Genomic DNA, 19,998 nt, shown 5'->3' with positions numbered 1-19,998 from the left:
TCAGTGACCTCCCCCACGGCCGCCCGCCGAAACGTGCGGGGAAACAACAGTCCGCAGGATCACGTCCCAGTCTCGCAGATGGCGGAGGTTCGACCGCTTGTTTGCCGGAGCCACCCCCGCTTTGTCGGGGCCGCTCCCGCGTCGGCCTACCCTGAGGAGGTCACCCTGTCAGAGAAGGTCGGAGAAGCCGCAGGTCATGAGTGAAGCCAACTCGTCCGGAGCGCTGCCGGCAGCGCCCTACCCCTACGAAGCGCCCGTCTCGCAGGCACTGTTCGACCGCGCGGCAGCCGTCACGCCGGGCGGCGTGAACTCCCCGGTGCGCGCCTTCCGCGCCGTGGGCGGTACACCCCGGTTCATGGTGTCCGGCACCGGCCCGTACCTGACCGACGCCGACGGGCGGGAGTACGTGGACCTGGTCTGCTCCTGGGGACCGATGATCCTCGGGCACTCCCACCCCGAGGTCATCGCCGCCGTACAGGAGGCCGTCGCACGCGGTACGTCCTTCGGCACGCCCGGTGAGGGCGAGGTCGCCCTCGCCGAGGAGATCGTCGCCCGGGTCGAGCCGGTCGAGCAGGTGCGGCTCGTCTCCAGTGGGACCGAGGCCACCATGTCCGCCATCCGGCTCGCCCGCGGGTTCACGCGGCGGTCGAAGGTGATCAAGTTCGCCGGGTGCTACCACGGACACGTCGACTCGCTGCTCGCCGCCGCGGGCTCCGGCGTCGCCACCTTCGCGCTGCCCGACACGCCCGGCGTCACCGGCGCCCAGGCCGGCGACACGATCGTGCTGCCGTACAACGACCTGGAGGCCGTGCACGCGGCCTTCCACGCCCACCCCGGCGAGATCGCCTGCGTGATCACGGAGGCCTCGCCCGGCAACATGGGCGTCGTACCGCCCGCGCCCGGGTTCAACCAGGGCCTGAAGGACGCGTGCGCGCAGAACGGGGCCCTGTACGTCTCCGACGAGGTGATGACCGGGTTCCGTACCAGCCGCGCCGGCTGGTACGGCATCGACGGGGTCAGGCCGGACCTCATGACCTTCGGCAAGGTCATGGGCGGCGGCTTCCCGGCCGCGGCCTTCGGCGGACGCGCCGACGTCATGGCGCACCTCGCCCCCGCCGGGCCCGTCTACCAGGCCGGCACCCTCTCCGGGAACCCGATCGCCACCGCCGCGGGCCTGGCCCAGCTGCGGCTGCTCGACGAGGCGGCGTACGACACCGTCGACGCCGTGTCCGCTCAGATCCAGGCGCTGGTCACCGAGGCGCTCGGCAAGGAGGGCGTGGCCCACCGCCTGCAGTCCGCCTCCAACATGTTCTCCGTCTTCTTCACCGACCGCGCCGTGCGGAACTACGAAGACGCCAAGGCGCAGGAGTCCTTCCGCTTCACCGCCTTCTTCCACTCGTTGCTGGCGAACGGCGTCTACCTGCCGCCGTCGTCCTTCGAGTCCTGGTTCGTGTCCACGGCCCATGACGAGCGGGCCATCCAGCGGATCGCCGACGCCCTTCCGGCGGCGGCCCGAGCGGCGGCGGAGGCCACCCCGGCATGAGCGACAACACCAACGGCAACGGCAGCGCGAACGGCACGAGCGACCGCGACATCACCGTCGTCCACCTCATGCGGCACGGCGAGGTCGCCAACCCGACCGGTGTCCTCTACGGGCGGCTGCCCGGCTACCACCTCTCGGAGCTCGGCCGGCAGATGGCCGAGCGGGTCGCCGAGCACCTCGCCCCGCGCGATGTGACGCACGTCGTCGCCTCCCCGCTGGAGCGGGCACAGGAGACCGCGACCCCGATCGCGAAGGCGCACGGCCTGGACCTGGACACCGACGCGCGGCTCCTCGAGGCCGAGAACGTCTTCCAGGGCAAGACCTTCGGCGTGGGCGACGGCGCGCTGCGCCGGCCGGAGAACTGGAAGCACCTGGTCAACCCCTTCAAGCCGTCGTGGGGGGAGCCGTACGTCGACCAGGTCGTGCGGATGATGGGCGCGCTGAACGCGGCCAAGGACCGGGCGCGCGGGCACGAGGCGGTGCTGGTCAGCCATCAGCTGCCGATCTGGATCGTGCGCTCCTACGTCGAGCGGCGGCGGCTGTGGCACGACCCGCGCAAGCGGCAGTGCACGCTCGCGTCCCTGACGACTTTCACATTCCAGGGCGACAGGATCGTCTCCGTCGGCTACAGCGAGCCCGCCCGCGACCTCGTCCCGGCCCATCTGCTGGCCGGCGCGAAGCCGGTGAAGGGTCAGGGCAAGGCCTTCGGTGCCTGACCCTGTTACGAGAGTGCACTAAGACGCTTTTGCCGGGAATTCTGAGAATTATCTGAGAAGTAGCGGAACCTCCCCCTTCGTCACGCCCTCTGAGTGGGTGACCACCAGCAGGACGTGACGAATCGGGGTTCTCATGCGCACTCTTTCCCGACGGGGAATACTCGGCCTCGGCGCGGGCGCCGCTGCCGCCGCCTCACTCGCGGGCTGCGGGACGCTCAGCGCGTCAGACGGCGGCGGCCATGATTCCGGTTCCGGTTCCGGTTCGGGTCACGGCAAGGGGCGTTCCCGCGGTCACGGCGGCAGCAGTGCGCACCCGGCCCGCCCCCTCGGTGACGGCTCCACGTCCTTCACCGGCAAGCAGCCCCACCAGCCCGCCAAGCCCGAGCCGCTGGAGCCCGGCCAGACCCCGCCGCAGTTCGTGATCTTCTCCTGGGACGGGGCCGGCGAGGTCGGCAACGGTCTCTTCCCGCGCTTCCTGGACCTCGCCAAGGAGCACGGCGCGAGCATGACCTTCTTCCTCTCGGGGCTGTATCTGCTGCCCGAGTCGAAGAAGCGGCTGTACGACCCGCCGAACAACCCGCGCGGCGCCTCCGACATCGGCTACCTCAGCGACGACCACGTCAAGGCGACGCTCACCAACGTCCGCCGCGCCTGGCTCGAGGGCCACGAGATCGGCACCCACTTCAACGGGCACTTCTGCGGGGACGGCTACGGCTCGGTCGGCCACTGGACCCCGCGGCAGTGGAAGAGCGAGATCGAGCAGGCGAAGTCCTTCGTGAAGGAGTGGCGCACGAACACCGGCTGGAAGCACCTGCCGTCGCTGCCCTTCGACTACGAGAAGGAGCTCGTCGGCGGCCGTACGCCCTGTCTGCTCGGCCAGAACAACCTGCTGCCCACCGCCCGTGAGCTCGGCTGGCGCTACGACGCCTCCTCGCCCGGCGGCCGGCAGGTGTGGCCCGGCAAACGCATGGGGATCTGGGACCTGCCGCTGCAGCAGATACCTTTCCCCGGGCATTCGTTCGAGGTCCTCTCGATGGACTACAACATGCTCGCCAACCAGTCGATCAACTCCACCAAGGCCCCCGCCTACAACTACCCGCGCTGGCGGCAGCAGTCCGCCCAGGCCTACATATCCGGCTTCCGGCGGGCATACGAGACAAACCGGGCACCCTTGTTCATCGGCAACCACTTCGAGCAGTGGAACGGCGGCATCTACATGGATGCCGTGGCGGAGGCCTTCAAGCACATGGCCCGGGAGAAGGAGAAGGGCGGGGACGTACGGCTGGTCTCCTTCCGGCAGTTCGTGGACTGGATGGACGTACAGAAGCCGGAGGTGCTCGCCAAGCTGCGTACGCTGGAGGTCGGGCAGCGGCCGGCGGGCGGCTGGAAGGGCTTCCTGGGGGACTCCAAGGCCGCGGCGGCCTCCTAGAACCGCGCCTGAAATGCGGGTTTCCGCCCGCAAGGGGGGTGCGCGAGAGCCACAGAACGGGCATGCGAAACTTTTCACATGAGTATCCGTAGCCGCGCCCTGCTCGCCGCCACGGCCGCCGCAGCGGCTCTGACCCTGTCCGCGTGCGGCTCCGGCGGGACCTCCGGCGGAGGCGGCAACACCAACTTCGTCACCGGCAACAACGGCATCGACACGGTTCCCCAGGGCAAGCGGGTCGCCGCCCCCGACCTGTCCGGCAAGACGGTCGACGGAAAGAACCTCGACGTCGCGGACTACAAGGGCAAGGTCGTCGTCATCAACGTCTGGGGCTCCTGGTGCCCGCCCTGCCGGGCGGAGGCGCAGTACTTCGCCAAGGTCTCCAAGGAGTACCAGGACAAGGGCGTGCAGTTCGTCGGACTCAACACCCGGGACACCAGCACCACTCCCGCGCTCGCCTTCGAGAAGGATCACGGGATCACCTTCCCGAGCCTCTACGACCCGACCGGCAAGCTGATGCTGCGCTTCAAAAAGGGCACGCTCAACCCGCAGCTGATTCCCTCCACCCTGATCCTCGACCGGGACGGGAAGGTCGCCGCGCGGGCGTTGCAGGCGCTCAGCGAGGAGAGCCTGCTGAAGATGCTCAAGCCGGTCCTCGCGGAGAAGTGACGTGAGTGCGTTTGTGACGCTCGCCGCTGCGACGGGACCCAATCAGACCGTCCTCAACGGCGCCCTGCTGGTGGCCCTGCCCATCGCCCTGCTCGGTGGTCTGGTCTCCTTCTTCTCCCCGTGCGTGCTGCCGCTCGTCCCCGGCTACCTCTCCTACGTCACCGGGGTGGCCGGCACCGACCTGGCCGATGCCCGACGGGGACGGATGATCACCGGTGCCTCCCTGTTCGTCCTGGGCTTCACCGCGGTGTTCGTCTCGGGCGGGGCGCTGTTCGGGTACTTCGGCGCGACCCTTCAGGACCACGCGGGCGTCCTCAACAAGGTGCTCGGCGTGCTCATGATCCTCATGGGCGTGTTCTTCATGGGGCTGATGCCCTGGCTCACCCAGCGTGAGTTCCGCTTCCACCGGCGTCCGGCCACCGGACTGGTCGGAGCGCCCATCCTCGGTGCCCTGTTCGGCATCGGCTGGACGCCGTGCATCGGCCCGACCCTGGCCTCCGTCACCTACCTCTCCTTCCAGCAGGGCAGCGCCGGGCGCGGTGCCATACTGACGGTCGCCTACTGCCTGGGCCTCGGCATCCCCTTCGTCCTCACCGCTGTCGCCTTCCGCAAGGCCCTCGGCGCGTTCGACTGGGTCAAGCGCCACTATGTCTGGGTGATGCGCATCGGCGGCACGATGATGATCGTGACCGGTGTGCTGCTGCTGACCGGCGCGTGGGACCGTCTCGTGCAGGAGATGCAGACCTGGTCCGACGGCTTCACGGTGGGGATCTGACGCGATGAGCACGACTGAGAAGACCGGGCCCGACAACGCCCCGGGCGGAGCCGAGGAGCAGGACCTGGGGGCGGCCGGCTCCCAGCTGTCCACCGCCCCGCGGGAAGAGGCGGTGAGCCTGCCCTCGCTCGGCGTCATCGGCTGGGTCCGCTGGTTCTGGCGCCAGCTCACCTCGATGCGGGTGGCGCTGCTGCTGCTCCTGCTGCTGTCGCTCGGCGCGATCCCCGGCTCGCTGATCCCGCAGACCGGCATCGACGCCGCCAAGGTCGCCGACTTCCGCAAGACCCACACCGCGCTCGCGCCGATCTACGACAAGCTCGGCCTGTTCAACGTCTACAGCTCGGTGTGGTTCTCCGCGATCTACATCCTGCTGTTCGTCTCCCTCATCGGCTGCATCGTGCCCCGCACCTGGCAGTTCGTGGGCCAGCTGCGAGGCCGTCCCCCGGGCGCCCCCAAGCGGCTGACCCGGCTGCCCGCCTACACCACCTGGCGCACCGAGGCCGACCCCGAGCAGGTCCACGAGACCGCGCTCGCCCTGCTGAGGAAGCGCCGCTTCCGCGCCCATGTCACCGGCGGCTCGGTCGCCGCCGAGAAGGGCTACGTCCGTGAGCTGGGCAACCTGGTCTTCCACATCGCGCTGATCGTGCTGCTGACCGCCTTCGCCTCGGGCCAGCTGTACAAGTCGGACGGCACCAAGCTGGTCGTCGAGGGCGACGGGTTCTCCAACGCGATCCCGATATACGACGACTTCAAGTCCGGCAGCCTCTTCAAGAGCGACGACCTGGTCCCGTTCAGCTTCGACCTGAAGGACTTCAGGGGCACCTACGAGGCCAGCGGCCCCAACCGGGGCACCCCGCGCACCTTCCAGGCGAGGATCACCTACAGCGAGGGCGCGTACGGCAAGAAGCAGTCGACCACCGTCAAGGTCAACGAGCCGCTGAAGATCGACGACTCCAAGGTCTACCTCGTCAGCCACGGCTACGCGCCCGTGATCACCGTCCGCGACGCCAGGGGCGAGATCGTCTACCGCGACGCCGTACCGCTGCTGCCGCTCGACGGGAACGTCACCTCGCAGGGCGTGGTCAAGGTCATGGACGGCTACAAGAACGCCGAGGGCGTCAGCGAGCAGCTCGGCGTCCAGGCCTTCTTCGTGCCGACCTACGGCGGGGGCGCCTCGGTGCTCTCGCAGTTCCCGGCGCTGCTGAACCCGGTGCTGAACCTGACGCCGTACTACGGCGACCTCGGTGTGAACTCGGGCGTCCCGCAGAGCGTGTACCAGCTCGACAAGACCCATATGAAGGGGTTCAAGGACGCCAAGGGCAAGCAGCTGAGGGACAACCTGAAGCCCGGGCAGACCATGCGGCTCCCGAACGGAGCCGGCTCGATCACCTTCGAGAAGGACGTCAAGGAGTGGGCCGGCTTCGAGATCGTCCAGGAGCCCGGCAGCGGCTGGGCGCTCGGCGGTGCCGTGGCCGCGATCTTCGGCCTCGCCGCGTCCCTGTTCATCCAGCGCCGCCGCGTCTGGGTGCGCGCGGTACGCGGCGCCGACGGCGTCACGGTCGTCGAGATGGCGGGCCTCGGCCGCAGCGAGTCCGCCAAGGTGCCCGAGGAACTGGGCGAGCTCGCCGGGATCCTCTACGACACGGCGCCGGGGGCACCCGACCCCGACGACGACCCTTCACCGACCCCCGACCCCGAAGTCGTACCTGCCGAAGGGGCTGAGCAGCAGTGACTCTCGCCGCCGCAACCGATCTCGCCGCCGCGACCAACGAACATCTCGCGAGCGTCAGCAACACGCTGATCTACTCGTCGATGGCCGTCTACACCCTGGCCTTCTTCGCGTACATCGCCGAATGGCTCTTCGGCAGCCGCAGCAAGGTGGGCCGTACGGCCGCCGCGCTGACCGCCGACGCCGGGAAGAAGGCGGCCGGGCCGGCCGTCACCGTGCAGCAGGCCGGGGGGACGGCCGTGCTGGAGCGGCCCAAGGTCGTGGTGCGCTCCACGTCCGGTGCCCGGGACGTGCCGGACGGGCCCGGCGCGCACGGCGGCGACGAGCAGGGCGACCTCTACGGCCGGATCGCCGTGTCCCTCACCGTGCTCGCCTTCCTCGTGGAGCTGGGCGGCGTCGCCACCCGCGCGGCCTCCGTGGAGCGGGCGCCGTGGGGCAACATGTACGAGTTCAACATCACCTTCTCCACGGTCGCGGTCGGCGTGTACCTCGGGCTGCTGGCGCTGAAGAAGAACGTCCGCTGGCTCGGCCTGTTCCTGGTCACCTCGGTCCTGCTCGACCTGGGCCTCGCGGTCACCGTCCTCTACACCGCCAGTGACCAGCTGGTCCCCGCCCTGCACTCGTACTGGCTGTACATCCACGTCTCCACCGCGATCTTCTGCGGCGCGGTGTTCTACGTCGGCGCGGTCGCCACGATCCTGTACCTCTTCAAGGACTCGTACGAGAACAAGCTCCTCGCCGGCGGCAAGCCCGGCTCCTTCGCGACCTCGGTCCTGGAGCGGCTGCCCGCCTCCGCCTCGCTGGACAAGTTCGCCTACCGGGTCAACGCGGCCGTCTTCCCGCTGTGGACGTTCACGATCATCGCGGGCGCCATCTGGGCGGGCGACGCCTGGGGCCGGTACTGGAACTGGGACCCCAAGGAGACCTGGTCCTTCATCACCTGGATCGCCTACGCCTGCTACCTGCACGCCCGCGCCACCGCCGGCTGGAAGGGCCGCAAGGCCGCCTACCTGGCGATGCTCGCCTTCGGCTGCTGGCTGTTCAACTACTACGGCGTCAACATCTTCGTCAGCGGCAAGCACTCCTACGCGGGCGTGTAAGTCCCCGCGCCGAAAGGCCGGTTCCTGTGACGCGGGTCACAGGAACCGGCCTTCGTCGTACGGACAGGGAAGAGGGCGTGGATACGAATCTGCGGAAACGCATCCGCGTGGGGGATCACGACGCCTTCGGCGAACTCTTCGACGCGTACGCACGCTCCGTCTACAACCACGCCTTCCGGCTCACGGGCGAGTGGGCGATCGCCGAGGACGTCGTCTCGCTGACCTTCCTGGACGCCTGGCGGCTGCGGGGCAAGGTCGACGAGGAGGGCGGCTCGCTGCGCCCGTGGCTGCTCGGCATCGCGACGAACGTCACGCGCAACACCCGCCGCGCCGCCCGAAGACACACCGCAGCCGTCGCCCGACTGCCCCGCGAGGAACCGGTGCGCGACTTCGCCGACGAGGTCGCCGGACGCATGGACGACACCGCCCAACTGGCCCTCGTGCGCACCGCCCTGGCGAAACTGCGGCGGCCCGAGCGGGAGGTGCTGGCGCTGTGCGTCTGGTCCGGGCTGGACTACCAGGCCGCCGCCGAGGCGCTCGGGGTGCCGGTCGGAACCGTGCGGTCGAGGCTCTCGCGTGCCAGGGCAAAGCTCGCAAAACATATGGAACCGCCCCTGGCGCGCGGACAGATGAGAGGTGACCGCGCCACCGCGGTCGGGCCCCAGAAGGAGGGAAACCGATGAACCAGCTTCCGGAGCAGGACCTTCCGCCGGGCCGTCACCGACTCCTCAAGGAGCATCTGATGACCGAGATCCGGCGCACCGACGAAGCCCCCGCACCGACCAGGCGGAAGTGGCTGCGCCCCGCGCTCGCCGCGGCGGCCGTGGCGACGGCGGCGGCCGTCACCCTCGTCGTCCTGCCGTCCTCCGGCGGCACCGACGCGAGCGCCCAGCCGCCCAGCAGGGCGACGGTCGCCCTGCTTGAGGACATCGCGCTGGCCGCCGAGCACGAGGACTCCTACGGAAAGATCCGCGACGACCAGTTCGTGTACGTGGACAGCAAGGTGTCCTACTCGATGTCCGGCGAGGGCATGAAGACGAAGATCCCCCCGCTGCACCGGCAGGAGATCTGGTCCTCGGTCGACGGTCTGCACGCCGGGCTGAAACGGGAGGCCGGCCAGCAGCCCATGGTCCTGGAACCCGACGTCAAGCCCGGCGAGCGCGCCTGGGAGGTGTCGGCGGCCTACCGGAACGTGGAGACGCTGCCCACCGACGCCGACGCGATGTACGCCTGGCTGCGCAGGACCGCGCCGAAGTACAGCGGCCAGGAGCCGAACCAGGCCATGTTCGTGCTGGTGGCCGACCTGATCCGGGACGCGATCGTGCCCCCGAAGCAGAGCGCCGCGCTGTACCGGGCCGTGGCCCGCATCCCCGGCGTGACGGTCGTCGAGAACGCCGTCGACGCCGCCGGACGGCACGGCGTCGCGATCGCCCGCAAGGACCCCGACAACCCCAGCCGGGACGAGTGGATCTTCGACAAGAAGACCCACCAGTTCCTCGGCGAGCGCGAGGTGGCCACCGAGGACTACTCGGACGTGAAGGAGGGCACGGTCACCAGCAACACCGCCGTCCTGCGCCGGGCGGTCGTCGACAAGGCGGGCCAGCGCCCGTAACCGCGTGCACAACCCCGGGCCAAGGGTCAGGCTGGTGTCATGACCGGTTCCATCGAACAGGGCACCAGCCAGACCCACGGGAACACGCACATCCTCCACTTCCTGGTGCGGCTCCCCAGGCCCGTGGAGAAGGTCTGGCCGGTCCTGGCCACCCCGGAGGGCCTCGCGGGCTGGTTCACGGACGTCGACGTGCTGGAGCCACGCCTCGGCGGGACCGTCGCGCTGCGCGGGCTGGGCGCCGGGGAGGTCACCGCGTGGGACGTGGACCGGGTCGCCGAGTACACCGTGGCGGGCGGCGGCCGGCTCCGCTTCCATCTGGAGCGGGACGGGGAGACGGGTACCGCGCTGCGGTTCACCCACGAGTTCCAGGGCGAGGGGGAGACCGAGCCGGGCTGGCGGGCCCGTTTCGAACGCCTGATCGAAAAAGTCGAGGGGGTTTCCTAGGGCAACCTCAGGACGGCGGCAGGCACTCCTTCCCCGGCGGCTTCCCCTCCGGCCAGGCGATCTTCACGAACCGCGAGCCGCCCTCCGGTACGAGCTCCACGATCGGTACGGCCTTGTCGTAGGGGTTGCCGTGCGCGTCCAGGCAGATCCATCCGCCGGCCCCGCTCAGCCGCAGCGCCCCCTGCACCTGGGTCCACTCGTGGCCCACCTGCGCCGGTGAAGGCGTCACCTTGCCGCCGTGGGTGGCCATGCGGATGCCGCGCACGGCCAGCCGCATGGCGTCGTATCCGGTGATCAGCTGCCCGTCGTCCAGGCCCACGGAGCCGATGGGACCCACCGGCTCCCGCTTGCCGTCGGCCACCAGCTGCTCCAGGTCCCGCGCGTCCTTCGCCGAGCCCCCGGTGGCCGTCGCGGGGGCCGTGGCCCAGGCGTCCGGATGGGCGAGGGAGGTGTAGCGCACGGAGAGGTTGTGCTCCAGGGCGCCGTGGTCCAGCTTCTTGTCGCCGGTCAGGTACGAGCCCTCGTCGCCGGTGAGCAGCGTGAACTTCCGGTCCTCGCAGCCGCGTTCGCCGAGCGCGTTGATGAACTGCCGCAACTGGGTGTGCCGGCCCGCGAACAGGATGGTGTCCGTCGACTTCGGGGTGGAGCACAGGATCTGGGTGATCTCCCAGAACGTGTTGGCGGTGGTGCCCTCCTTGCTGCGGTCGGCGGGCGGGTAGAACGGCCGAGGCTCGAACCGGGAGCCCTTGAGCAGGACGGTGAAGGCGCTCTGCAGCGTCCGCGTGTACGGATCCCCGGGCTTGTCGTACACCAGCAGCGCCTTGCCCGCGCTGACCTTCGCGAAGGAGGCGAGCGCGCGGGCCTCGTCGGTGTTGGTCGGCGAGACCCGGGCCAGCCCCGGGAAGGGGTCCTCGCCGCCCTGCCCGTTGGCCAGGTCGTCGGCGGTGATGGAGGAGCCGACCACCGGGATCCCGCGCCGGGTCAGCTCCTCGACGGCCTTCTTGTTGTTGTCGGTGCTCTGCCCGATCCCGACGACCGCCCGCAGCCGGTCGGCGGTCTTCGTCATCCGGGCCAGCTGCTCCACCGTCCGCTGCCAGTGGTCGCCGGTGATCCCGGAGTTGGCCAGTACCAGCCGGATCGCCGGGGCCTCGCCGTTGGAGTCGTGGTTGGCCCGGTACTGGGCCAGATAGGCGCCCTGGAGCTGGTGCTCGATGTCGGTCAGGTTAGAGGCGGCGGTCGTGGTGAACGGCAGCATCACGGCCACGGTCACATAGCCGCCGGGCTTCAGCCGCCCGTTCTCCCGCTCGATCGCCTTCACCACCTCCCGGAACCGGGGCCGGCCGAAGTCGTACGCGGTGCTCGTCACGCCCACGCACTCGTCGCTGCCCTCCGGCCGCGCCACCCCCGGCGCGCAGGACCGGTCGTCGTGCGCCAGCGTCCGCACCGCGAAGACCAGGCCCACCAGCAGGGCCGCCGTGACCAGCAGCGCCAGATAGCGGCGCAGGGGGATCTCCCAGACGCCCTCGCGCACCCACGTGCCCACGCCTCTGCGCGCCATCACGCCTCCCCGCTGTGGTCGTCCTCGTCGTCCCCGTCGTCCGCGTCGCCCGGGGCGTCCAGCGGGCGCCCGGCGAGCGCGGCGGCCGGCCAGTCCCGGGAGGCCCGCCACAGCAGCGCGTTGCCCGCGGGCCGCAGGTTGGACAGCTGCTCCAGCTCGAACCGCAGCCGGTCGCAGACCTTGGGGTCGGGCAGCACCAGCGGGTCGGTCAGCTGCCAGACGGCGTGCAGCAGCCGCCGTACCCGCAGGTGCAGTACGGCGTCCACGCCCTCCGGCACCGCCGTCCCGGCGTCCGTGCGCCCCAGCGCCACGGCGGCCCGCCGGTCGCCCCGGCCGGTGAAGTCCCGGCCCTCGGCGTCGTGCGCGTGGAAGTAGGGCGCCGAGGCGACGAAGCGGAGGGTGTCCAGCCAGTCGCGGGTGCCGGCGGTGGGGAAGGTGTCGCGCAGATGGGCGACCGCCGAGTCCGCCGAGCCCAGGGCCAGTTCGTGGTACAGCCGGTACCGGGCGCGGGCCGGGTCCTCGGCGGCCTCCCGCGCGTAGTGCGCGATCAGCGTCTCGTGCGCCGTGCGCCACCCGCCGTGGTCGGCGTCCCGCAGATGCAGCCGGAGCAGCAGCAAGGTCCGTACGAAGGGGTCGCCGACGAAGTGCCCGGGCGCGCCCGGCAGCCCTTCCTGGGCGAGCCGGGTCTGCAGCGCCCGTATGTCCGCCGGGCCGAAGTCGTCCGGGAGCAGCGCGGTGGCGAGCGCGCGGGCCGAGTCGTGGTCGTGGGCGGCGGCCAGCACGGTCAGCTCGTCCAGCCGGTCGGCGGGCACCAGCCGGTCGAGGAGTTCACGGTAGGCGGGCGCGCCGTCCCGGTCCTCGTGCAGCCGCACCTCGGCGGTGAGCAGCTCACCGAGGGACGTGGCCCCGGGGAGGTGCTGCGCGGCCGACTCGGCGAGCAGGACGATGCCCAGCGGGTTGCCGCCGGTCAACCGGTGTGTCGCGTGCGGCAGTTGGGGCGGCACCGGTGTCTCTTCGCAGACCGCGCCCACGATGTGCAGGGTGTCGTCGGGGGTGAGCGGAGGCAGCGACACCAGCAGCGCCCGGGAGGACGGCACGGCGGCCTCCGGCGTCCAGTCGCTGCGCCGGGCCACCTCGGGCAGGGTGCGGCGGGCGGCGTTGCGCAGTGCCGTCCGCCCGTCGCCGCGCAGGGCGCCGACGACCACGACCTGGTCGGTGACGCCCTCGGCCCGGTCCCGCAGCACGGCCTCGACCAGCCCGGGCCCGGGCGCGGTCTGCGCGTTGTCGATGAGCAGCAGCGGCCGTCCCAGCCGCTGCATGCGCGGCAGCACTCCCGCGTACGCCTCGGTCAGGTCGGTGAGCAGGGCCCGTACGAGATACCGCTCGGCGTGCTCCCGGGAGGTGCCGCCCGCCCGGAAGTGCCCCGACAGCAGCATCAGCCCGCGCTGGGCGTGCCCGCCCGCGTTCGGGTACGTGCGGTACCACACGGACGCCTTCTGGTGCCGCCGGTGCGAGAACCCCTCCGCGACCGACTCCAGGGTGGCCTCGATCGCTCCCGAGAGCAGCGGCCCGGTGCCGGTCGCGGCGGCCACCACCTTCGCCGCCACCTTCCCGGCCCACCGTCCGGCGAAGCCGCTGATCCACGAGCCGCTCTCGTTCAGCAGCAGGATCCGCTCGACCTCCCGCCGGATGCGCTCGGAGTCGGCGTCGCCCCAGCCGCTCGCGGCCACCGCGACCAGCCCCGACATCAGCCGCGGGAACTGGATCCGCCCCGCGCCGGTCACCGGCTCCGCGAGCTGCTCGGCGACCACCAGCAGCCCCTGCGCCACCGGCGACCAGGACTCGGCGGGCCGGTCCGCGGGCGGCGCCGCGAACTGCGCGTCGGCGCAGTCGATCAGTGCGACCGGCGTGTGCCCCTTGTACGCCTCCCGCAACTCGCCGAGCAGCGCGCTCTTGCCCAGCCCCCGTGCCCCCGTGAGCAGGACGAGGGGCAGCTCCTTCGGGTGCTCGACCGGATGCGCGCGGTGCTGGTACGGGCGCAGCCCCACCAGCCGCGGAGCGAGCCCGGCCGGGTCCGTGTCGAACAGGGCCCCACGCCCGTGCAGACGTCTGTGCACCGCATCCCCCCTCGAACTCCAGTGTAGGAAGGGGTAGTTGCGTCCGGCTAGATCGCGTGATGTCCGTTGGGTTACGAATTCGCCGGAGCGTCAGCCGACGGTGATCGAGTCCAGTTTCTCCCGCAGATAAACATGCGAGTCGACCGGCTCGTACGCCACCCGGCCCACCGGCGCCGGCACGGACTCGACGAGCGTCCCCGGGGTGCACTCGCCGAAGTACACCAGCGACATCAGCTCCTCGGCGGGCGCGTCCGAGGGCGGCGGCAGCACCCGGTGCCGCCCCGACCGCCATCGGTCGCCGGTCCAACGGGCCAGGAGGTCACCGACGTTGATGGTGAAGGCCGCCGGATCGTAGGGCGCGTCCTCCCAGCCGCCCTCGTCCGTGTACACCTGGAGACCGCCCTTGCCCGCCTGCCGGTCCAGGATGGTGACCGTCCCGAAGTCGGTGTGCGGCCCGATCCGGAACTGGCCCGGCCGGGGCTCGCCGATCACCTCGGTCCCCGGGTACCAGTTGATGTTGAAGCCGTACGTCGGACGGTCCATGTGCCGGCTGAAGAAGTCGGGTTCGAGCCCGAGGGCGTGACCGAGCAGGGACAGCAGCCGCTTCTCCAGCGCGGCCATCCCCGCCAGGTACTCCTCGCACAGCGGCCGGAGCTCGGGCACCTCGGCGGGCCACACGTTCGGCGCGTACCACTCGGCGTTGACGACCGGGTCCTCGAAGGGCTCGTGCGTCGCGAAGGTCAGTGACTCCTTGAGGTCGGGCGGGGTCCGCGTCCCCTCCGCGTACCCGTTGGCCTCCGCCCCGGGGCCGAGCCAGCCGCGCCCGCCGACCTTCGCCTCGTACGCCTCCTTGACCTCGACGGGGAGCGTGAAGAACGCGCGCGCGGCCGTCCGGATCCGCGCCCGCAGGCCTGGGTCCACGCCGTGCCCGGTGACCAGCAGGAATCCGGCGCTCTGGAGGGCCTCGTCGACGGTGCGGGCGATCCGTGCGCGGTCGTCCGGGCCGCCGTCCGCCCACGGCCGCAGATCGATGGTGGGGATACGGGGTTCAGTCACTGCCGGTGTCCGCACTGCCGATGTCCTCATTCCACAGAGCCGGGTTCTTCTCGATGAACTCGCGCATCAGCGCGGTGCACTCGGGGTCGTCGAGGAGGACCACCTGCACCCCGTTCCCGGCGAGCCAGTCGTGCCCGCCGTGGAAGGTGACCGCCTCGCCGATCACCACCCGCGAGATGCCGAACTGCCGCACCAGGCCGGAGCAGTACCAGCAAGGGGACAGGGTGGTCACCATCGTGGTGCCCCGGTACGTCCGCTGCCGTCCCGCCGCGCGGAAGGCGGCCGTCTCCGCGTGCATGGAGGGGTCGTCGTCCTGGACACGGCGGTTGTGGCCGCGGCCGAGGAGGGTGCCGTCGGGGCCGTAGAGCGCGGCACCGATCGGGATGCCACCCTCGGCGAGGCCGGCGCGGGCCTCGGCGACGGCGGCGGCGAGCCAGGTGCGTGCCTGTGCCTGATCCATGTCCCTACTCTCCCCCTCTGCACCCCGGCTCGATCACAGCGCGGGGAAGGAACGCGGCTGACCTGGACGTGGCCCGGGCCCGGCGCCCCGGCTGAGCCCCCATGATCTCGACGATCCTCCGCACCGCGTCGATGACCGGCTGGCCGACTACCCCGACCATCGCGGCGATGGTGTCGCGCAGCAGGGGTGACGCGTCACACCGGAGCGTAAGATTTCCGTCGAACACCCGGTAAGTGATCCGCCCCGGCGAGGAGGACGACATGGCCACCGGTCATCGGGCCGCCCCCGAGCACACCCACCCCGAGGACGTCCCCGTCCTCACCGCGCTGGCCGCGCTCGCCGACCCCGTACGCGCCGCGCTGGTCAGGGAGTTGGCCGGGTCCGCCGAGTGGGCCCGCAGCTGCGGCGGCTTCGACGTACCGGTCGGCAAGGCGGCCCTCAGCCACCACTTCGCGGTGCTGCGCGGGGCGGGCCTGGTGGAGCAGCGCGACGAGGGCCCCAGGCGGGTCAACCGGCTGCGGCGGCCGGAGTTCGACGCCCGCTTCCCGGGGCTGCTGGACCTGGTGCTCAGGGGCGACTGAGACGGCGGCTCAGGACGGTTCCTGTGCCGGCCGACCCGCGGGGCGTACGAGGATCTTGGGGCGCCGGCGCTGTTCCCAGTAGTGGCTCAGGCTGGGGGTCGGCACCCGGGGGTACAGGCGGCCGTAGCGGGCGTAGTTGTTGCGGACCGTGGTGAGCCCGTTGTCGGTGGGCACGGCGTACGTCTGGTCGCCGCGCTGGACCACGGTGGCATGCTGGCGGATCTGAAGTGCGGTGAGGTCCTCGGCGGAGGCGTAACGGGTCGTGCTGGACAGGGCGATGCCGTCGGGTCCGGTGTTGGCCAGGGCGACCATGAGGCGCCACTGCCGGACGTTCATGGCCTCCGAGAGGAATCTGCTCAGGGCCTTGGCGGCGGTCGGCGCCGCGCCCTCGATCAGCGTCTCCAGCCGGGTGCGGCGACCGCGGGCGCGGGCGGCGGCCGAGGCGGTCTGCGCGAAGGCCTCGTCGACCTTCATCCGCGCGTGGTCGCGCAACAGCTCGCGGTAGGCGTCGAGTTCGGCGTTGACGAGGCGGCAGGCCACGCGCGTCGGCCGCTGCAGCAGCGACGCGATGTGCTGGAGCAGCGCGTCGTCGGCGTCGATGACGGCGGGTGTGTGTTCCCGGTGCGCCCGCCGGAAGACGACCCGCAGCTGCTCGGCCAGCTCGGTCTGGCGCGCGACGGCCTCGGGGTGCCGGAGCAGCGCACGGTCGATGACGGCGGGGGAGACGCCGAAGACGCGCGCCAGGTTCATGCGCACGGTCCCGTCGTCCCGCACCGGGAGCAGGGCGTACCGCTCGATGTTGGTGTAGCTGCTGCGGCTTATGCCGACCTGTGCCGCCGCCTCGGCGATGGTCAGGCCGCTCTGGCAGCGCAGCCCGTGGATGTCGGCCAGGGCGCGCTTGGTGCGCAGTTCGCGGGCCGGGACGTCGAAGAGGTCGCTGATCTGCGCGATGCGCTTGGGATCCGGCTTGGAGGTGTTGTTCTCGTAGGCCAGGACGCGGCTCTTGGAGGTGCCCAGGAGCCGGGCCACGGCCTCCGCGCTGAGGAGCCTGCCGTCGACCGGGCGGGTCAGGCGGACCAGCCGCAGGGCGGCGCCGTCGAAGTTCGCCGTGCCACGAGCCATTGCCGCCGACTCCTCTCGTCAGCCCGTTAGCCGTTCAACTAACCCTGCTAATCTCCGGCGGTACCGTTCAGGTCCATCTTCGCGTAAGGCGATTCATCCTGGAGAGTGCTTAGGGAACTTTTTGCAGCTCAATCCCTGTACAGTGGTACCGCTTAGAACTGTTTTGGGTTCCCGGACCGCGCCACAGCCGCGAGGATTAGCGCGCAAGCGGGGGTGGGTTTCTCGGGGGATGCCTACAGTGGGGAATGTCCCGGAGCGTGCTGCTCCGCTACGACTTACCGAAAAAGCGACCGTGGGCCCGTGTCCGGCTGGACCTGAGCACGGGCCCACGTACCGGCTATTCGGTAACTGACGGCGGGTGAGGTGCCAGCCTCATCCGCCGTTGTCGTACAGGTCGAGCATCAGCCGGACGAGCCAGTACAGGCACTCTCCGACCACGCGCACCCGACGTCTGCGCGACGCGTCACCGAGGTCCGGCTCTGGGCCGCCGCGCGCGGAACCGGCGCTCTCCCGAAAAGGGGGGACGGCGTCGTCCCGGTCGCTCGGCTGGTCAGAGCTAGCCACGGACCTGCTCCTCTCTGTTGTGTAACCGGGCCTGTCGAACCCGTACGGCGCCCACAGGCACCGGCACAGAGAAGAGCTAGGGAGGAGACTACCGGGTGTCGGGCGCGGAACCCGTATCACTCATGTGGGTCAATTGGACGTTGTCGCGGGCCATGTGGCCGTATCTCGACGGTGCGTCCCAAGTGTTCGAATAGATGAGTCGACATTCTTGTGCACCCGCCAGCTGACGCCTTGTATGTAAAGGGTGTGTTCGAATCACTCCCTTGAATACGAAGGTGGTTGTTACCATCGGGTAGCTCGAAAAAAGTTGTGCAACTTCCTTTGGTAACCGGCCCCTTGAATGTCGCTTCTCGTCGCCGATGTACCATCACCCGCTCACACGGCGATGGCCCCGCGTCAGTCCTCGGACCGCCGGGGCTCGTCCTTGCCGAGGGACTTCAGGAAGTCCGGGTTGTCGTCGGGGGCGACCCACCGCGCCCGGGTGCCGCGCACCTTTCCGGCGACCAGCCAGGCGATCGGGCCGACCAGCACCTCGCCGAAGAGCAGGATGACGATCACCCAGGCCACCTTCGGCAGGGCGCGCACCTCCTCCTCGGGGGTGTTCAGGCAGTCCACGAAGGCGTAGATCCACAGCGCCAGGACCAGCAGAAACGGCAGATACCTCAGCATGGTGGTGCGATCTCCATAACGAGCGGGAGGACCCCGGGGACCGGGCCAGCGTAGCGGCTGGCCCGGTACCGGGTCTCCGTCAGGAGGTGCCCCACTCCTGCTGCGCGCGCTTCGAGTCGCTGATCTTCTCGATGACCGGGTAGCTGCCCGGGGTGCTGGTCTTGGAGGTGATCACCTTGTTGGACGTCGCCACGTTGTAGATCGCGCTGCCGCCCAGGCTCCACTGCTGGACCTTGGAGGTGTTGCAGCGGTGCTGGGTGATGCGGGTGCCGGTCCTGGTGCTCTTGACGCCGAGGCACTTGCCGGACTTCTTGTTCTTGATGGTGTAGTAGCCGTGGGAGTTGCGCTTCAGGGTCCACTTCTGCGTGGCGTCCCGGTTGCACTTGGCGAGCCGGAGCTGGGCGTCCGTCCTGGTGCTGCCGTTCATCGACAGACAGCGGCCGGTGGGCCCCCAGACCTTCTCCAGGCGTACGTTCTCGTAGGCGGCGGCCTGACGGGCCGGGGCCCCGGTCGAGGCGGGCGCGGCGGTCGCGGGGGCGACGGTCGCGAAGGCGGCGCTGAAGGCACCGGCGACGACGAGGCCGCGGACGGCTGCGTGCATGATGGTTTCTCCTTGATCGGGAGGGGCGTTCGTGGTGGGCAGTTGGTCTCGTAGGTCCTGGGCGGCGGCCGGTCTGGCCGCGGCAGGCCTGACGGTCGGCGGGATACTGGTGGCGTACGAGGTGGCCTCGCCGGTCTTCGACCTGCGGCAGGGCCCGCTGGCGAAGGACCCGCAGTGCGCGCGGATCGCCGCCCGCTACCCGGACCGCCTGGCCGGCAGCGAGCGCGACCGGGTCACGTTCGACGGGCTCGCGGTATGGGGCCGCGGGGCGGTGGAGCTGCGGTGCGGCCTGAATCCGCCGCCCCCGTCGAAGGACCTGTGCGTCACCGTGAGTGGAGTGGACTGGGTGCTGGAGGAAGCCAGGTCGCGGAACGGGCGGAAGTACCTGATCACCTACGGCAGGCGCCCGGCCGTGGAGGTGTCGGTCTCGGACTCGGTACCGGAGACCGACGCCGTGCTCCTGGAGATGAGCCGACTGGTCGCGCCGGTGCGGCAGAACGCGAAGTGCATCGATGCGAACGGCAGTTGACCCGCACTTCTCTTCCTTCCCCCGTCGAGTGGCCGCGGCGGGCCCGTGTCGGCGCCCGGCCGGGATCGAACGTAGCCGCGACAGGGGAGGGTGCACGAGGTCCGAAAGGGAGGTGCCCCGAAGGGAACTGCCCTTTCGGGAGGGGGCGGTGGCGCCCCGGTGTCAGTGGGCCTTTTCGCTCAGCAGGGGGCGCGTGGCGTCGCGGACGCCGGCCTCGGTGAGCGGACCGACATAGCTGGCGGCGATCTTCCCGCTGCGGTCGATGAACAGCGTGTACGGCAGGACCTGCCGCAGATAGCGCTTGGGCAGGCGGCCGAGCTGCCGGCTGCCGGAATCGTGCAGGCTGGGATAGACCAGGCCGTGCTCGTGCTGGAACGCGCGGCCCTTGCCCCGCTCGGCGTCCGTGTCGACACCCAGCACCTGGACGCCCTTGTCCTTCAAGTGCTCCTGCGCCCGGGAGAGTTCGGGTGACTCGGCCCGGCAGGGGCCGCACCAGGAGGCCCAGACGTTGAGGACGACGACCTTGCCGCGGTAGTCGGCCAGGTGGACGGCCGCACCGTCGAGGGTGGTGCCGGTGAGGTCGGCCGCGGCGACACGGTCGGCGACCGGAACACGGGTCAGCAGCGAGGCGGGGGCGGTGCCGGCCTCCTGCTGGGGCGCACACCCGGCCATCGTGAGCAGCAACGCCAGTACTGGCAGCCGACGGTGACGTTTCATGGTCGACGAG

General features: G+C 70.6%; 21 protein-coding genes. 12 read left to right on the top strand and 9 right to left on the bottom strand.

The window, feature by feature from the left end; translation table 11 throughout:
• Window positions 1–223: 223 nt before the first annotated feature.
• The 10 genes from hemL to ACZ7L0_RS34635 all read left to right on the top strand — a co-directional run bounded on the left by hemL (window position 224) and on the right by ACZ7L0_RS34635 (window position 10,014).
• Window positions 224–1,543: a glutamate-1-semialdehyde 2,1-aminomutase gene (gene hemL / locus ACZ7L0_RS34680; protein WP_471246567.1), complete on the top strand. Its 1,320-nt coding sequence runs from the start codon at window positions 224–226 to the stop codon at window positions 1,541–1,543.
• A complete protein-coding gene (locus ACZ7L0_RS34675; RefSeq protein ID WP_471246516.1) occupies window positions 1,540–2,259 on the top strand; it encodes a histidine phosphatase family protein in 720 nt (239 codons plus the stop codon). Before hemL ends, ACZ7L0_RS34675 begins: the two co-directional genes overlap by 4 nt.
• Window positions 2,260–2,392: 133 nt before the next feature.
• On the top strand, window positions 2,393–3,688 hold the full coding sequence (locus ACZ7L0_RS34670; RefSeq protein WP_471246515.1) for a polysaccharide deacetylase family protein: 1,296 nt from the start codon (window positions 2,393–2,395) through the stop codon (window positions 3,686–3,688).
• A gap of 78 nt (window positions 3,689–3,766) precedes the next feature.
• A complete protein-coding gene (locus ACZ7L0_RS34665; protein ID WP_471246514.1) occupies window positions 3,767–4,354 on the top strand; it encodes a TlpA family protein disulfide reductase in 588 nt (195 codons plus the stop codon).
• Window position 4,355: 1 nt separating this feature from the next.
• Window positions 4,356–5,129, top strand: coding sequence for a cytochrome c biogenesis CcdA family protein (locus tag ACZ7L0_RS34660; RefSeq protein WP_471246513.1), 774 nt, complete (start codon window positions 4,356–4,358; stop codon window positions 5,127–5,129).
• A gap of 4 nt (window positions 5,130–5,133) precedes the next feature.
• Window positions 5,134–6,861, top strand: a complete 1,728-nt coding sequence (resB, locus tag ACZ7L0_RS34655; protein ID WP_471246512.1) for a cytochrome c biogenesis protein ResB — start codon at window positions 5,134–5,136, stop codon at window positions 6,859–6,861.
• Entirely contained in the window at window positions 6,858–7,958 is a 1,101-nt protein-coding gene (gene ccsB, locus ACZ7L0_RS34650) for a c-type cytochrome biogenesis protein CcsB (RefSeq protein WP_471246511.1), read from the top strand. The genes resB and ccsB overlap by 4 nt, the downstream gene beginning before the upstream one ends.
• Before the next feature lie 77 nt (window positions 7,959–8,035).
• Window positions 8,036–8,641, top strand: a complete 606-nt coding sequence (locus ACZ7L0_RS34645; RefSeq protein ID WP_471246510.1) for an RNA polymerase sigma factor — start codon at window positions 8,036–8,038, stop codon at window positions 8,639–8,641.
• Window positions 8,638–9,570: a CU044_5270 family protein gene (locus ACZ7L0_RS34640; protein ID WP_471246509.1), complete on the top strand. Its 933-nt coding sequence runs from the start codon at window positions 8,638–8,640 to the stop codon at window positions 9,568–9,570. Before ACZ7L0_RS34645 ends, ACZ7L0_RS34640 begins: the two co-directional genes overlap by 4 nt.
• A gap of 39 nt (window positions 9,571–9,609) precedes the next feature.
• Window positions 9,610–10,014, top strand: a complete 405-nt coding sequence (locus tag ACZ7L0_RS34635; protein ID WP_471246508.1) for an SRPBCC family protein — start codon at window positions 9,610–9,612, stop codon at window positions 10,012–10,014.
• Between the two features lie 7 nt (window positions 10,015–10,021).
• Here ACZ7L0_RS34635 and ACZ7L0_RS34630 read toward each other — a convergent pair whose 3' ends face one another.
• The 4 genes from ACZ7L0_RS34630 to ACZ7L0_RS34615 form a co-directional block, all read right to left on the bottom strand.
• Complete coding sequence (locus ACZ7L0_RS34630) at window positions 10,022–11,572, bottom strand: ABC transporter substrate-binding protein (protein ID WP_471246507.1); 1,551 nt, start codon at window positions 11,570–11,572, stop codon at window positions 10,022–10,024.
• On the bottom strand, window positions 11,572–13,689 hold the full coding sequence (locus ACZ7L0_RS34625; RefSeq protein WP_471246506.1) for a hypothetical protein: 2,118 nt from the start codon (window positions 13,687–13,689) through the stop codon (window positions 11,572–11,574). The genes ACZ7L0_RS34630 and ACZ7L0_RS34625 overlap by 1 nt, the downstream gene beginning before the upstream one ends.
• A 90-nt stretch (window positions 13,690–13,779) precedes the next feature.
• The gene (locus ACZ7L0_RS34620; RefSeq protein ID WP_471246505.1) at window positions 13,780–14,775 is read right to left on the bottom strand and encodes an isopenicillin N synthase family dioxygenase; all 996 of its coding nucleotides are present in this window, start codon (window positions 14,773–14,775) and stop codon (window positions 13,780–13,782) included.
• Complete coding sequence (locus tag ACZ7L0_RS34615) at window positions 14,738–15,205, bottom strand: nucleoside deaminase (RefSeq protein ID WP_471246504.1); 468 nt, start codon at window positions 15,203–15,205, stop codon at window positions 14,738–14,740. Before ACZ7L0_RS34615 ends, ACZ7L0_RS34620 begins: the two co-directional genes overlap by 38 nt.
• 260 nt (window positions 15,206–15,465) lie before the next feature.
• Here ACZ7L0_RS34615 and ACZ7L0_RS34610 point away from each other — a divergent pair, with 260 nt between their 5' ends.
• The gene (locus ACZ7L0_RS34610) at window positions 15,466–15,786 is read left to right on the top strand and encodes an ArsR/SmtB family transcription factor (RefSeq protein ID WP_471246503.1); all 321 of its coding nucleotides are present in this window, start codon (window positions 15,466–15,468) and stop codon (window positions 15,784–15,786) included.
• Window positions 15,787–15,795: 9 nt separating this feature from the next.
• Here ACZ7L0_RS34610 and ACZ7L0_RS34605 read toward each other — a convergent pair whose 3' ends face one another.
• The 4 genes from ACZ7L0_RS34605 to ACZ7L0_RS34590 form a co-directional block, all read right to left on the bottom strand.
• Window positions 15,796–16,908, bottom strand: a complete 1,113-nt coding sequence (locus tag ACZ7L0_RS34605) for a helix-turn-helix transcriptional regulator (protein ID WP_471246502.1) — start codon at window positions 16,906–16,908, stop codon at window positions 15,796–15,798.
• Window positions 16,909–17,280: 372 nt separating this feature from the next.
• Window positions 17,281–17,472: a hypothetical protein gene (locus ACZ7L0_RS34600; RefSeq protein WP_471246501.1), complete on the bottom strand. Its 192-nt coding sequence runs from the start codon at window positions 17,470–17,472 to the stop codon at window positions 17,281–17,283.
• Window positions 17,473–17,868: 396 nt separating this feature from the next.
• On the bottom strand, window positions 17,869–18,141 hold the full coding sequence (locus tag ACZ7L0_RS34595) for a PLD nuclease N-terminal domain-containing protein (RefSeq protein ID WP_471246500.1): 273 nt from the start codon (window positions 18,139–18,141) through the stop codon (window positions 17,869–17,871).
• Window positions 18,142–18,220: 79 nt separating this feature from the next.
• A complete protein-coding gene (locus ACZ7L0_RS34590; protein ID WP_471246499.1) occupies window positions 18,221–18,742 on the bottom strand; it encodes an RICIN domain-containing protein in 522 nt (173 codons plus the stop codon).
• A 31-nt stretch (window positions 18,743–18,773) separates the two neighbouring features.
• Between ACZ7L0_RS34590 and ACZ7L0_RS34585 the strand changes: the two genes are divergently transcribed.
• The gene (locus tag ACZ7L0_RS34585; protein ID WP_471246498.1) at window positions 18,774–19,271 is read left to right on the top strand and encodes a DUF3515 family protein; all 498 of its coding nucleotides are present in this window, start codon (window positions 18,774–18,776) and stop codon (window positions 19,269–19,271) included.
• 162 nt (window positions 19,272–19,433) lie between these two features.
• On the opposite strand, the gene ACZ7L0_RS34580 is transcribed toward ACZ7L0_RS34585, so the two are convergent.
• Window positions 19,434–19,988 (bottom strand): TlpA family protein disulfide reductase, encoded by a 555-nt coding sequence (locus tag ACZ7L0_RS34580; RefSeq protein ID WP_471246497.1) that lies wholly within the window; start codon window positions 19,986–19,988, stop codon window positions 19,434–19,436.
• Window positions 19,989–19,998 lie beyond the last annotated feature (10 nt).

The sequence above is a fragment of the Streptomyces sp. NPDC039424 genome (assembly GCF_055639495.1).
Note: the sequence above shows the minus strand (reverse complement) of the source record. Positions and strands in the feature narration are given on the sequence as shown.

What these genes read in the sequence shown, in the direction of transcription:
- ACZ7L0_RS34580 (WP_471246497.1), bottom strand. Translation starts at nt 19,988, where the DNA reads ATGAAACGTCACCGTCGGCTGCCAGTACTGGCGTTGCTGCTCACGATG.
- resB (WP_471246512.1), top strand. Translation starts at nt 5,134, where the DNA reads ATGAGCACGACTGAGAAGACCGGGCCCGACAACGCCCCGGGCGGAGCC.
- ACZ7L0_RS34590 (WP_471246499.1), bottom strand. Translation starts at nt 18,742, where the DNA reads ATGCACGCAGCCGTCCGCGGCCTCGTCGTCGCCGGTGCCTTCAGCGCC.
- ACZ7L0_RS34620 (WP_471246505.1), bottom strand. Translation starts at nt 14,775, where the DNA reads ATGAGGACATCGGCAGTGCGGACACCGGCAGTGACTGAACCCCGTATC.
- ACZ7L0_RS34670 (WP_471246515.1), top strand. Translation starts at nt 2,393, where the DNA reads ATGCGCACTCTTTCCCGACGGGGAATACTCGGCCTCGGCGCGGGCGCC.
- ACZ7L0_RS34615 (WP_471246504.1), bottom strand. Translation starts at nt 15,205, where the DNA reads ATGGATCAGGCACAGGCACGCACCTGGCTCGCCGCCGCCGTCGCCGAG.
- ACZ7L0_RS34595 (WP_471246500.1), bottom strand. Translation starts at nt 18,141, where the DNA reads ATGCTGAGGTATCTGCCGTTTCTGCTGGTCCTGGCGCTGTGGATCTAC.
- ACZ7L0_RS34605 (WP_471246502.1), bottom strand. Translation starts at nt 16,908, where the DNA reads ATGGCTCGTGGCACGGCGAACTTCGACGGCGCCGCCCTGCGGCTGGTC.
- ACZ7L0_RS34610 (WP_471246503.1), top strand. Translation starts at nt 15,466, where the DNA reads ATGGCCACCGGTCATCGGGCCGCCCCCGAGCACACCCACCCCGAGGAC.
- ACZ7L0_RS34675 (WP_471246516.1), top strand. Translation starts at nt 1,540, where the DNA reads ATGAGCGACAACACCAACGGCAACGGCAGCGCGAACGGCACGAGCGAC.
- ACZ7L0_RS34635 (WP_471246508.1), top strand. Translation starts at nt 9,610, where the DNA reads ATGACCGGTTCCATCGAACAGGGCACCAGCCAGACCCACGGGAACACG.
- ACZ7L0_RS34640 (WP_471246509.1), top strand. Translation starts at nt 8,638, where the DNA reads ATGAACCAGCTTCCGGAGCAGGACCTTCCGCCGGGCCGTCACCGACTC.
- ACZ7L0_RS34630 (WP_471246507.1), bottom strand. Translation starts at nt 11,572, where the DNA reads ATGGCGCGCAGAGGCGTGGGCACGTGGGTGCGCGAGGGCGTCTGGGAG.
- ACZ7L0_RS34665 (WP_471246514.1), top strand. Translation starts at nt 3,767, where the DNA reads ATGAGTATCCGTAGCCGCGCCCTGCTCGCCGCCACGGCCGCCGCAGCG.